This is a genomic window from Acinetobacter baylyi DSM 14961 = CIP 107474, from assembly GCF_000368685.1.
Lineage (GTDB): Bacteria > Pseudomonadota > Gammaproteobacteria > Pseudomonadales > Moraxellaceae > Acinetobacter > Acinetobacter baylyi.
In genome coordinates, this window is record NZ_KB849628.1 from 919907 (window position 1) to 932437 (window position 12531).

Consider the following 12531-nt stretch of genomic DNA (forward strand, 5'->3'; position numbering starts at 1 on the left):
AAAGCAAAAGCCGAGGCTGCTGCTAAAGCCAAACGCGAAGCAGATGCTAAAGCAAAAGCCGAGGCTACTGCTAAAGCCAAAAACGAAGCAGAGGCCAAAGCAAAAGCCGATGCTGCTAAAGCAAAAGCTGAACAGGAAGCAGAAGCGAAAGCATCAGCTGCTCAAAAAGCCGAGCAAGAAGCTGCCCAGAAGAAAGCAGAATCTAGAAAAATAGCATCAAGTGCCAAAAAGGATTTTGAGCAAAAAATTTATCGTGCATGGAATATTCCAATGGGTTCTACAGGTAAAAAAGCCACTGCACGTGTGACACTCAGTGATAGCGGATCTGTATTATCTGTGGTTGTAAACTCAAGTGATCCAGATGTGAAGGCAAGTGTAGAGGCTGCTGTAAGATCTGCCGCGCCATATCCAATGCCATCAGATGCAGATGCACGACGTGAAGCACGCACATTCACTTCATCATTTACTGCAAAATAAAAATTTGCTCACGATTACATGCTTTACATGGATTCAAAGTATGTAATCGTGCTAAAACAACACACGAGCAACTCAAACCAACCCAAGCTATCACGATTATGGATATGACGCGCAAACATATACTTTCATTTGCCCTGATGACGGCACTCGGCATGACCGTTACTTCTACAGCCTTTGCACAATTACATTTAGAAATTGCCAAAGCGCCAGAACAGGCTCCTAAAATCGCGATTGTGCCTTTTGGGAATGACCAGTCAATTTTTCCTATTGTTGAAAATGACCTGAATCGATCAGGCCGTTTTAGCAGCGCATCAAAAAATCTACCAACCACAGCCTCAATTGATGCGATTCAGGCATCTGCATGGCAGGCTGCAGGTATCCCCTATGTAGTTGTTGGCAATCTAAAACCTGCTGCCAACAATGCATTTGAAGTGCATTACCAACTTTATGATGTACAAAAACAGCAATATCTGCTCAATGAAGTTCTAACTGTACCAGCATCACGTGTGCGACAGGCAGCGCATATGATTAGTGATGCCATTTATCAGGCACTTACTGGTATTGCTGGAGATTTTAGCGGACGTATCGCATATGTATTACGCAATCCTGCAACGCCAGATCAACGTTATACCTTACAGATTGCGGATACCGATGGTGAGCAGCCTAAAACAGTCTTATCTTCACGCGATCCTATCTTGTCTCCTGCATGGACACCTGATGCCAAAAAAATTGCCTATGTTTCATTTGAAACCAAACGCCCAGCGATTTATTTACAAGACCTTGCTACTGGTCAGCGCGAAGTCCTCGCCAGCTTCAAAGGTTTAAATGGCGCACCAAGCTTCTCTCCAGATGGTAAATCGATGTTATTTACAGCATCGATGAATGGTAATCCAGAAATCTATCAAATGGATTTATCAACAAGACAATTGCAACGCATGACCAATGACAATGCTATTGACACAGAAGCACGTTACGCACCAGATGGTAAATCATTCATCTTTACATCGGATCGCGGTGGTTCTCCGCAAATTTATCGATACAGTTTTGATGACTCATCAACTAAACGTTTGACCTTCCGTGGTGCATTTAATGCACGTGGTACGCTCAGCGCTGATGGTAAAAATATCGCGCTGGTTCATCGCCCTTCTGGCAGCAATTACAAAGTTGCCATCATGAATATTTCGACTGGTATTGTAAATATTCTGACCCCAACCAGCCTGGATGAATCACCAAGCTTTTCTCCAAATGGACAAATGGTGGTGTATGCAACCTATGAAGGGAGTCGTGGCTTGCTCTCTATCATGTCGACTGATGGACGTTTCCGTATGAATCTTCCAAGCGAACAAGGCGAAGTAAGAGAACCAGCTTGGGCACCAAAGTAATTACCTGATATCACCTCCATGGAGATAAAAATGAACGCTATGAAACTATTTGTTTTACCTGTTTTGGCTACGGCTTTAGTAATGACAGGTTGTGCAAGCCGTAAACCTGCTGCACCAGTATCTGCCGCGAACACGCCCTCTACAGCTACCACGGTAAGCACAGAAGGTTTAAGTGAAGATGCTGCATTAAATGCAAAAAATCTGACGGGTGCTTCAGCCAAAGGCGTCACTGCAGCAAACCGTGCATTCTTAGCTAAACGTGTGGTGCATTTCGATTACGATAGCAGTGATTTATCGACTGAAGATTATCAGACGCTTCAAGCACATGCACAGTTCCTGATTGCAAATGCCAATTCACGTGTTGCCCTAACTGGTCATACAGACGAACGCGGTACCCGTGAATATAACATGGCACTCGGTGAGCGTCGTGCAAAAGCAGTACAAAGCTATTTGATTACGAATGGTGTAAACCCACAACAATTAGAAGCCGTCAGTTACGGCAAAGAGATGCCGATTAATCCAGGCCATAACGAAGCAGCATGGAAAGAAAACCGTCGTGTTGAAATTAACTACGAAGCTGTTCCCCCGCTTCTTAAATAAATCATGATTTAATAAAAAGCGCCTTTATCATAAAGGCGCTTTTTTACATTTTATTGATTAAATTACGTTATTGCGATTGCTGCTGAGAACCCTGATCTGATTCATGTTTCTGAAAAGACTCAATCAAATCATGTTTGTTAAACTCTTTGTATTCTGGTTTTACCTGATATCCTTCCCATGCCGCTGCAATACTTTCTTTTGAGATATCATCCAAACTTAATGCTTCGTTTGGGGTGGGACCTTCCTCAAATTTCTTCATTGTCATTTTCGCTACTCCTACCCTCGGATCTCTCCTATCCAATTAAACATAGCATGTTCTTTCAAGCTTGCAAGCAAAAATTAACCGTAAATAAAGTAAGATAATTTTTCTTTTTGTCCAATCTCATCTAAACTATAGCGCAGTTGGGGATCACCACCTTTATTCTTCTTCGGAGTTATTTTGTATGTCAAATCTCACCTTGGCTCAATATCTACAACAAAAAAATGGGAATTTGACACCTGAGTTAGCACAAGTAATTGAAACGATTGCTAATTCATGTAAAAAAATCGATCATGCCATTCAAAAAGGAGCATTGGCAGATCTGCTTGGAAGCGCAGGCAATGAAAATGTTCAAGGTGAAACACAGAAAAAACTTGATGTTCTTTCAAATGATTTTCTGATCGATGCGTTGAAAGTTCATCCACACGTTGGCGGTTTAGCTTCTGAAGAGTTGGATGAATTTACACCTGGCCAACAAGATGGCAAATACCTCGTATTATTTGATCCACTTGATGGTTCAAGTAACATCGATATCAATATGTGTGTAGGTACTATTTTTTCAATTTTACCTGCAAAAAACAGTATTACCCAAACCCAAGATTTCATGCAAGCTGGGACTGAACAAGTCGCTGCTGGCTATGTATTGTATGGTCCATCTACCATGATGGCGCTTACCTGTGGTGAAGGTGTCGCATTTTTTACCTTTGATCCTGAAAGCCAAACATTTATCTTGACCTCAGATGCAATTCAGCTTGATGCAGATACTCAAGAATTTGCAATTAATGCTTCAAATCAGCGCCATTGGGAAGAACCAGTAAAACGCTATATAGATGAATTACTAGCAGGTAAAACATCCGTTCGCGGCAAAGATTTTAATATGCGCTGGGTAGCATGTATGGTGGCAGATATTCACCGTATTTTATGCCGTTCTGGCATTTTTATGTATCCTTATGATTTAAAAGATCCAAGTAAAGCAGGTCGTTTACGCTTGATGTATGAAGCAAATCCTATGAGTTTTCTTATTGAACAAGCTGGGGGTTCTGCAACAACAGGTCGGGTTCGTATTATGGACATTCAACCCAATGATCTACACCAACGGGTTCCTGTGATTATTGGATCAAAAAATGAAGTCGATCTAGTCACCAGTTACCACTAATAAACCATCAAACTGTGATGCCGACTCTCTGGCATCACAGTGGACGCCATTTATGTCAATTATTTATCTTGAATCTAAAGATAACGCCAAAATCAAACACCTTCGCGGTTTAATCGAACAGCAATCCTTCCGTAAGAAACAGAAACAGACCGTACTTGAAGGCACACATCTATGTTTGTCTTGGTTGCAAGAACAACGAAAAATCATTTCTTTGTTTACGACCGAAGTTGCCCTTAAACATGCCGACTTTGAAAAAATTATTGACATCTATCAGGGTGCAATTTTTGTTATTTCTGAAAGTCTTTATCGAGATCTAAGCACTTTAGGTACTACGCTTGCCTGTTTGGCAGTCATTGATTTACCACAATCAAGCCAAGCCATCGACTTTAAAAAAGATACTCTTATTCTGGAAAATATTCAGGACCCTGGCAATGTAGGTACGTTGTTACGCTCTGCGGCTGCAGCCAACATTAAACAGGTGGTGTGTACCAAAGGTTCAGCATCTTTATGGTCACCACGTGTACTTCGGGCAGGCATGGGTGCTCATTTTAGCTTGTATACTTTTGAAAATATTGAGTTAGATATGATTCTGGAACAATTTGATATTCCAGTATTCGTGACAAGTTCACATCATGCAACTAATCTATATGATCAAGATCTCACCAAACCTTGTGTATGGATTTTAGGAAATGAAGGACAAGGTGCCTCAGAATATGCTCTCAGTCACGCACAAGCTATAACCATACCGCAGCCAGGTGGTCAGGAATCATTAAACGTCGCAATTGCAGGTTCAATTTGCTTTTTTGAAATGGTTCGTCAACGACAATAGAAACGTTAATTTATATTAAAGTCTCTCTTTTATCGAATAAAATCATTTAAACTATCAAAAAATAACTGTTTATGTTGTCAACCCATTCTTCATTTTCAGCGTTATATTGAATATGTAATCTGAAAGGAAGATTGGGTATCCAATGACAGGATTTTCCATCTCTATGGATTTAGCACCCAAACAGTCTCGATCTGACCGTAGTACTCATGAAGGTACGGTCGAACAACGTCTTAAGTTTTTTATGCAAGATGTGACTGGTCGTGCGCTAGTGATGATGGAAAGTGCAACTCAGGGACAACATGGGATTGCGATGGACCTTGTTCAGGAAGCCTTTATTGCATTACATAAGTCGTATGCAGATAAAGCAACCGATGAATGGTATCCACTGTTTTACACCATACTCAATAACAAGCTCCAAGACTGGCGTCGTAAAGAAGCCAGACGTTCCAATCCATTTTCCTTCTTTAAAAAAGTGAGTTTAGATTCTGATGAGGAAGTAACCGATGTTGTAGATGAAACGACACCAAATCCTTTCGAATTTTTAGATCAAGCCGTAACAATTGAAGAAATTCAAGCAGCGATTGCTCAATTACCTGTAAGACAACAACAAGCATTTATGCTGCGCGCATGGGAAGGTTTTGATACCCAAACGACTGCACAAATCATGAACTGTAGCGAAGGCAGTGTTAAAACTCACTATCATCGTGCGATTCAAGGATTACGTGCCTCATTAGCCCACTTAAATCCATCTTTGGGAGGTTCATCAGATGAATCAAGATGATTTCACAAAGCATGTGACGTCTAAGCTTGATGGACTAGCACGTCACCATAAAGACAAAGCCGTTGTCATGACACATGTTCTTGAGAAAATAAAAGAAGAACCAAAGTCATATTATAGTCTATGGAAGATGTCAGGTTTTGCTCTGGCAGCAGCCATTACTGGTTTTGTTATTTTACCCAACTCAGTAGATATGACGGAGAAACCTCAAAATCAGGTTATTGTCACACCAAAACTTTCACCGCAAATGGTGGAGGATTTTGAAATGTTGAGCGTACTTGGCGAAGACAAGGTGCCTCATGGTAGCTAAAAGAATAGCCTTAGCCTTGTGTGCCCTTGGATTTTTACAAACCAGTTTTGCTGGTTTTGAGCGCTTTTGGTTTTTTTCAAAAGATGCCAATAGACAAGTCAATGAAACATGGGATGCACTTTCCGATGATGAACAACGTGCATTGATTCAACGCTATCAATCACTAAAAGATGCACCTAAAGATAAAAAAGTAGATTTACAACAACGCATGGACTGGTTCACGCAACTACCAGAACAAGAGAAACAGAAAATGCGCGACACATGGCAAAAGATGAGTACGCAGGAACGCAATGACCTACGTAAAAGAATGCAAAATGCCTCAAATGAAGAACGAACTCAGATTCGTGAAGAATATATGCACAAGTATTTAACCAATGTTGATCAATAAAAGTTTTAATTTAAAAAAAAGAGGTCAATTGGACCTCTTTTTTTCGAATCATCGTTTAAATCGTCTGTAACCCACTAATCCCATTAAGCCAATTAAGGAAAGAATTCCAAAACTTCCGCCTCCTCCCCGACTATCATTTGTTGTAGTCGCAGTATTAATTAGCTTCACAGTTGCCTCATTGGATTTTAAGCCTTCAGCATCATAAATCACATAAGAAAACTGGTAATTGAATGGGTTAAAATTATTTTTGACCTGAATATACAAATTGCCGCCATAACAAATGTTTGCAATATCATCTCCAGGACATGTCCCACTACGATCTGCTGTAACTGTGATACCACTTGGTACATTCGTTAAACGTATAGGCAGCTCAACATCTTCAAAATTTCGATAAAATTTTGGTTTATTTGGGTTATTAACAAGTGTTGAGGTTGGACCATCTCCATCGTCGCTATCATTTGCAAGCAAATTTACTGTCAATTTCTGGTCACTACCATATTGAATCGTGTACTCATCATTTGTAGCAATAGGTGCTATATTTTTAAATTGTGCAAACAGCAAACCCGAAGAAGTACTGCTCTGATTTACCTTAGAAGTGAGTGTATATTTACAAATATTATATTCTTCAGATTGAGTAATCTGATCATCCTTGCGTGAGATAATAACCCGTTTGAGTGTTGGATTCCATTCACACAATAAATTCTCATCATCTCGCAGTTTGGTTACTGTTGCACTGCTCCCTGAACTAGACAATGTTCCAATTCCATAGCGTTCGACACTTACTTTATAATTATCGGTATTGAGCGGCAAAATTTTATGGTTAGAATCTTCATCAGCTATACTATTAGTAAAAGGATCTACGTAAATTGCACGGTATTTTAAATTGGCTTTGGTGTTAATCACCAAATCATTATATTTTTGATATTGTTCATTGTAAGCAGGCAGTAGTTTCGAATCTGTAGCAGAATCATCAATTAAACTTTTATAGTAATCACGCTGATTTTCATAGCCGCTATTATTACTATTGGTAAATAAATTTACTAAAGACGTGTTGACCAAAGCGTTTACATCCGCAGCAGTCAATTTGACTAATTCTATCGATCCTATATCACAGCTATTATTCTCAGTCGGGTTCAGTAATAAGGTACCATCGGTAATACGCTTAATGCCACGCTGGTCTGACTGTCCATTACAAACCGAAGTGCCCACATTCACAAGATCTGTCAGTGTTTGATTGTTTTTAGGAAAGTATACAGGCAAGAAATTCGTGTTTGCAGAAGCTGCTACATATTCAAGTAAATTACTAAAACTTATATTGCTTACATCAACCGTGTTATGTTCGGTCTTTAAGACCTCATTGCTCACATCACACTGCCCGTCTTTAGCTCCAGATAACATCAGTGCGTTATACGACAGGCTTAAACCCGTTGATGTTTGCTGTGCGACATCACCAGAAGCAAATCGGCATGATTTTCCTGTATTACCAAATAAAGCATTAAGAATAAGTTTTTTGGTACCGATTTGATCATACAAAAAAGTACTATAGGCCGTATTTTCAACAATAGTATTACTATCCAAAGTTAAGCTTGAGGTTTGAGCCAGACTATTTGTTGTTTGATCATTATTAAATTTTAGAATGCTACCAGAGCCAGTATTGGCTGTATTTTTGGCAATCGTATTTGCGGTTAATGTCGCTGTAGGTGCTCCGCAAAACACCAAGACAGTGTTATTAGTATTTGAACCATTTTCCACAATACTGTTTTGATTAAAGTTGATCGTTCTTGTATTAAAGCTTAGAGCATCACGACAAGCCATATCAAGCACAGCGCCAGATGATGCCGTATTCCCCTGAATTAGGCTATTACTGATATTAAGAATATTCGTACCATTTTCCAAGTAAATCGCCCCTCCACTGGCTGCACTTGAATTGAGCACATTTACTCTATTCAGCGTTGTTGTCCCACCCAGATATAAAGCGCCACCTCGATCATTACTTTTGCCTTGTATAAGTTCAATATTATTTAAAGTGAGTCCAGTCTTAGCATCGGTTGTATTAAAAAGACGAACCTTTCCCTGTCCTGAAATCTTTGTTTGTAATGTTGTCAACGCCGGATATTGATTGGTAATGGCATCTTTTTGATTGTAATCTGAAGGCTCTTTGCCATTGATCACAACTTCTGAGGTCGGAACCAATTCTGAATTCAGATTGTATGTTCCCGCTTCAAGCTGAATTGTATCGGCACTTGACGGTATGGTGTTTCCAACGTTACAACCACCATATGCTTTGTTCGCAGCAGCAGTTTTCAGCGCTAAGCGTAATGAACACTTGGAACTATTGTTGTCATCAATATCATCAAAAGTATTGACATAAATGGTCTTATCTTCAGCGGCCATCAACGACATCGCTGAAAGAACCATAGCGATCAGTAGTCCTTTCTTATAATTTTGCATGGCTATTCCTTAATCCTTGCTTTTTCCCAGACGGCGCCAAACCATAAGGCTCAGCAATATAGAAATGGCTCCTAGCCCTATACTACCGCCGCCACCCAAATTAACGGTTTTATCTTCAAAAGTATTTGGTGGATTCTGAACAATACGTACTGGAATATCGATATATTTACTATTGTTAGACGTACTGAAACGAGTTAATGTCGTGACGACTCTTATTTTAAATTCCTCTGTACCGTGCCAATTGCCATCAGGGGTATACACAACATTACCCTCTTGGTCGAGCGTAATTTTTCCTTTAGATGGTGTATTGGTTTGAATCACCTCTGCACATCCTACTTGCCATTCTTTGCCATCACTACGTTTACCCAAAATTGCATCACAGGCGCTTGCAGGTACTAACTCTCCATCCGTCAACTGATCTCCAATTGAGAACTTCGCCACTTGACCATAAAAAATATCAGTTCCCACCACACTGATAGACGATGTATCAATCACTAATTCAATTGCACCAAGATCACATAATTGGCTATTACTGCGTGTTTTACCTCGTTGATCAATCGACTCACATGCACCTGTACCTGTGATTTGACCTCGATCAACAATCAGAGACTGACCTAATGTGCTATAACTCATTAAAAGTCGAGGCTTAAAGTATCCTAAAAACGCTTTCGTGGGGATACTGTATGGGCACAACAATCCATCAGCAGGTGCAAGATTACATTGTCCTTCTACACCAGTTCCTGCAAAAAGTTTGTTTGAGCCAATATTAATATTCGGGTAGTTAGAATTCTTTGTGGCGCAGTCATTATTAACTAAATTATTTTGGACAATCGATTGATCATCTGCTGCAAAGGTACAGTTTTTTGCAGTTTGTAATACTTCGTCGTTAATTTGGCCATTCTCGACCACAATACTATTTGAAAGAAAGGCTTTACCTAATGGCGCACTAAAATAAACTCCGGCACTATTACGCACAAGTGTCAGATTATTAAGCGTTTGTCCATCACGTAAGTTAATTAAATAGCCCGTATTACTAAAAATACTGTTATTTTTTAGTCCATAGGTTTGAGATGTAAAAGCACTTGAAGCATCACTATCACTGAACTTATTTGCACTATAAAATAATGCTGGTGTACTTGCTCCTGTAACTTTATTGTCCCTAATCACCGACTGTGAAACGATAAATTTTGGTAATTCACTATAAATAACAGCACCTTGAGTCGCATTATTATTTTGTAGCAAACTATTTTCAATGGTAACCACCCCATCAGATTTATCTGTATCAGATACCTGTGCGTTGTAGATGGCTCCTCCTTGATTAGCATAGCCATTTTTTAGGGTGACATACTCTAAATATAATGTTTCCTGATTATAAATTAGTCCCCCCTGAGTAATTCCGCAGTCTTTAGCACACCCCTCAAGATTCACCTGAGAAAAAATCACATTAAATTGGGTATTATCTTTACTACCATCCAAAATTCTGAAGAGTTGATCAGATCCTACCATTTTAATCGTGGCATTCTTGACACCTGGCTGATCGGTAATTGAAGCATCTGATATCGTTTGAATTTGAAGCGTCTTTTTAATCTCTATTTTATTTTTTAGTTCATACGTTTTATTTTGCTCAAGCGAAATAATAGGATTGGCACCTTTGCCACCACATCCATTGTATCCTGCCTCTGGCATCCCTTGATTTACATATTCAACGGCCTCACGAAGTGAACAAAGATTATCGTCTTTGACATCATCTGTAGTGGTATTGACCGTGATATTGTCACAATAAGCATGTCCCGCAATGCATAGCAATCCAATGCCTAAGCCCCGCTTGAGCATATTTATCTCCTTAGCTTTCCATTTTTCATTATTTTTTTAAAGTTGTATTCATCCGAACAACTTTGAAATCTTTGCCTACTTTGTCACAGCTAGAGTAATTACTCAAGATTTAATTTACTGCCGATATTCATCAATCAGTGCATAAATCTGACGCAAAGTTGCGTTGGATAATTTGGTTTTCTCACCCTTTAATAATTTTTCAAGCTGTGCAATGGTTTTGAGTAGTAAAGACGCTTGATGCGGACCATGCAATAGCAGATAGTCAAGAATTTGCGGATCAAATTGCAAACCGCGACGTGACATGGTGGAAAGAATTAACGCCTGACGGTCTGCAAATAAACTACCATTGGGAAGTTTTACACTGACTGCCTGAGTCAGACGAGACTGTAAATCTGGTAATTCCAACCGTAACTCTATAGGAGCAACACGTGATGAAAATACCAGTTGTCCGCCCACTTCATTATTATAATTAATTAAATGAAAAACTGCTTTTTGCCAGTGAGGCACCCCACTAATCGCTTCAATATCATCTAATGCAACTAGATCATAGCGTTCTAAAGAAGTAATTGCTTCAATGGGCGCATCTAAAAGCTCTAATAAAGAGACCTTGATGGCAGATTTGCCAATTTCCAGATAAGAATCACAAATCGCTGAAAGCAGGTGGCTTTTACCAGATCCTGCTCCACCATAAATATAGAAACGATTCATTAAACCAGCATGCAACTGGCGAACAGCATCAACCACATGTCCCCAGCCTGGCCCTGAAAAATCGCTAATGCGGGCATCAAGCTGAGGTTCAATATCCAACTGTAGTTGACGCATAAATGTAATAGACCTTCGAGTTACTTCCGATCATTATCAATCGACGTATCAGTATCTTGCGGGTTTTTCACTTCAATATCAAGATCAAGATTTTCAGTTTCGATACTGATATGCTCACCATTGCCAGTCGAAACCACCGTCGCTGTTCCTGCATACATCTGTGTATGTTCGTAAGCTTCCCTTAAATGTCGAAGTAACACGACAATCACTGCAGCAACAGGCAATGCAATCAACATTCCAAGGAATCCAGCAAGCTGTGCGCCTGCTAAAACTGCAAAAACCACCGCTACAGGAGACAAACCAATTTTATCACCAAGCAAAAATGGCTGAAGAATATAGCCTTCGACAGCCTGTCCAATCATAAACACCACACCCACCAAGGCGAGCTGCATCCAGTCTACACCAAACTGAAAAACCGTGGCGATGACGGCAGCGATTATGCCCACAGCAAAACCGAGATAAGGAATAATGCTGGCGAGTCCCGCCACCATCCCGATAATCAGGCCAACTTCAAGACCAATCAACTGAAGACCTACGGCATATACAATACCTAATAGTAACATGACCAGAAACTGTCCCTTAACGAAGGCACCGAGCACGCTGTGACATTCATACACAATACGTAAAGTACTTTCTTCGTAAGGCCGAGGAATCAAACGACGTAAACTGTTCAACATCCGATCCCAATCAAGTAAAAAATAGAATGAGATAATCGGAATAAGCACAATTGTGCCCCCAATCTGGATAAAGTTCAGACCAGACTGTGCCAAACGTAGCGCCATGGTTTGAATACTATCTGCACTGTAATTGGTCTGGATGTATTCCATGACTACAGTTGAAATTTGATCGGTGTCAATTTCCATGCGTTCTACGTTGAAGGTATGCGACACCCATGGCAAGAAAGTCGCATTAACCCAATGAATACCACTTGGAATACTGTCACGGGCATACATAAGCTGTTGCCATACTAGCGGCACCACATACCACATGGCCCAAGTCAGTAAAACACCAATACCAATAAATACGATACTAATCGAAAGCCAACGCGGCAAACCGATTTTTGAAAGTTTTTCTACCAGTGGACTAAACAGATAAGCAATTAAGAAAGCACCAACAAATGGAATGACCACGGGCTTGAGTAAATATAATACCCAAAGTAGAAGTGCTATACCTGCTAGGATGAAGACGCGACGAAGCATACGATCTTGCATAAATTCTAGCCTTTTTCTAATGTATTCGTTATAGA

At 40.0% G+C, this 12531-nt stretch carries 13 protein-coding genes; 8 read left to right on the plus strand and 5 right to left on the minus strand.

Features of this window, described 5'->3' with window-relative positions; all coding sequences use genetic code 11:
* The 3 genes from tolA to pal all read left to right on the plus strand — a co-directional run.
* A partial coding sequence (gene tolA / locus F952_RS13665) for a cell envelope integrity protein TolA (protein WP_004928835.1) occupies positions 1–477 on the plus strand: 477 nt, incomplete at its 5' end.
* Between the two features lie 98 nt (positions 478–575).
* Positions 576–1859, plus strand: a complete 1284-nt coding sequence (gene tolB / locus F952_RS13670; protein ID WP_004928838.1) for a Tol-Pal system beta propeller repeat protein TolB — start codon at positions 576–578, stop codon at positions 1857–1859.
* Positions 1860–1889: 30 nt separating this feature from the next.
* The gene (gene pal, locus F952_RS13675; protein WP_004928841.1) at positions 1890–2459 is read left to right on the plus strand and encodes a peptidoglycan-associated lipoprotein Pal; all 570 of its coding nucleotides are present in this window, start codon (positions 1890–1892) and stop codon (positions 2457–2459) included.
* Between the two features lie 67 nt (positions 2460–2526).
* Here the strand turns inward: pal and F952_RS13680 are convergent, their stop codons facing one another.
* Positions 2527–2724: an NF038105 family protein gene (locus F952_RS13680; RefSeq protein ID WP_004928845.1), complete on the minus strand. Its 198-nt coding sequence runs from the start codon at positions 2722–2724 to the stop codon at positions 2527–2529.
* Positions 2725–2902: 178 nt separating this feature from the next.
* Between F952_RS13680 and F952_RS13685 the strand changes: the two genes are divergently transcribed.
* From F952_RS13685 to F952_RS13705, 5 genes are all read left to right on the plus strand, one after another.
* Positions 2903–3874 carry a class 1 fructose-bisphosphatase gene (locus tag F952_RS13685; protein ID WP_004928847.1) on the plus strand — a complete coding sequence of 324 codons (972 nt, stop codon included), beginning with the start codon at positions 2903–2905 and terminating at the stop codon, positions 3872–3874.
* A 52-nt stretch (positions 3875–3926) separates the two neighbouring features.
* Complete coding sequence (locus F952_RS13690) at positions 3927–4703, plus strand: TrmH family RNA methyltransferase (RefSeq protein ID WP_004928849.1); 777 nt, start codon at positions 3927–3929, stop codon at positions 4701–4703.
* A gap of 163 nt (positions 4704–4866) precedes the next feature.
* Positions 4867–5484: an RNA polymerase sigma factor gene (locus F952_RS13695; RefSeq protein ID WP_004928850.1), complete on the plus strand. Its 618-nt coding sequence runs from the start codon at positions 4867–4869 to the stop codon at positions 5482–5484.
* Positions 5471–5791, plus strand: a complete 321-nt coding sequence (locus F952_RS13700; protein WP_004928851.1) for a hypothetical protein — start codon at positions 5471–5473, stop codon at positions 5789–5791. The genes F952_RS13695 and F952_RS13700 overlap by 14 nt, the downstream gene beginning before the upstream one ends.
* Positions 5781–6179, plus strand: coding sequence for a DUF3106 domain-containing protein (locus F952_RS13705; protein ID WP_004928852.1), 399 nt, complete (start codon positions 5781–5783; stop codon positions 6177–6179). Before F952_RS13700 ends, F952_RS13705 begins: the two co-directional genes overlap by 11 nt.
* 48 nt (positions 6180–6227) lie before the next feature.
* Here F952_RS13705 and F952_RS13710 read toward each other — a convergent pair whose 3' ends face one another.
* From F952_RS13710 to cxpE, 4 genes are all read right to left on the minus strand, one after another.
* Entirely contained in the window at positions 6228–8630 is a 2403-nt protein-coding gene (locus F952_RS13710) for a CSLREA domain-containing protein (protein WP_004928853.1), read from the minus strand.
* Between the two features lie 9 nt (positions 8631–8639).
* Positions 8640–10463: a rhombotarget A gene (rbtA, locus tag F952_RS13715; protein WP_004928854.1), complete on the minus strand. Its 1824-nt coding sequence runs from the start codon at positions 10461–10463 to the stop codon at positions 8640–8642.
* Between the two features lie 114 nt (positions 10464–10577).
* Complete coding sequence (gene hda, locus F952_RS13720) at positions 10578–11285, minus strand: DnaA regulatory inactivator Hda (RefSeq protein WP_004928855.1); 708 nt, start codon at positions 11283–11285, stop codon at positions 10578–10580.
* A 20-nt stretch (positions 11286–11305) separates the two neighbouring features.
* Positions 11306–12496, minus strand: coding sequence for a chloramphenicol efflux transporter CxpE (gene cxpE / locus F952_RS13725; RefSeq protein ID WP_004928856.1), 1191 nt, complete (start codon positions 12494–12496; stop codon positions 11306–11308).
* Between the last annotated feature and the right edge of the window lie 35 nt (positions 12497–12531).

Coding starts and splice junctions, on each gene's coding strand:
- pal (WP_004928841.1), top strand. CDS start 1,890: ATGAACGCTATGAAACTATTTGTTTTACCTGTTTTGGCTACGGCTTTA.
- hda (WP_004928855.1), bottom strand. CDS start 11,285: ATGCGTCAACTACAGTTGGATATTGAACCTCAGCTTGATGCCCGCATT.
- F952_RS13700 (WP_004928851.1), top strand. CDS start 5,471: ATGAATCAAGATGATTTCACAAAGCATGTGACGTCTAAGCTTGATGGA.
- cxpE (WP_004928856.1), bottom strand. CDS start 12,496: ATGCAAGATCGTATGCTTCGTCGCGTCTTCATCCTAGCAGGTATAGCA.
- F952_RS13710 (WP_004928853.1), bottom strand. CDS start 8,630: ATGCAAAATTATAAGAAAGGACTACTGATCGCTATGGTTCTTTCAGCG.
- F952_RS13680 (WP_004928845.1), bottom strand. CDS start 2,724: ATGACAATGAAGAAATTTGAGGAAGGTCCCACCCCAAACGAAGCATTA.
- F952_RS13690 (WP_004928849.1), top strand. CDS start 3,927: ATGTCAATTATTTATCTTGAATCTAAAGATAACGCCAAAATCAAACAC.
- F952_RS13705 (WP_004928852.1), top strand. CDS start 5,781: ATGGTAGCTAAAAGAATAGCCTTAGCCTTGTGTGCCCTTGGATTTTTA.
- rbtA (WP_004928854.1), bottom strand. CDS start 10,463: ATGCTCAAGCGGGGCTTAGGCATTGGATTGCTATGCATTGCGGGACAT.
- F952_RS13685 (WP_004928847.1), top strand. CDS start 2,903: ATGTCAAATCTCACCTTGGCTCAATATCTACAACAAAAAAATGGGAAT.
- F952_RS13695 (WP_004928850.1), top strand. CDS start 4,867: ATGGATTTAGCACCCAAACAGTCTCGATCTGACCGTAGTACTCATGAA.
- tolB (WP_004928838.1), top strand. CDS start 576: ATGGATATGACGCGCAAACATATACTTTCATTTGCCCTGATGACGGCA.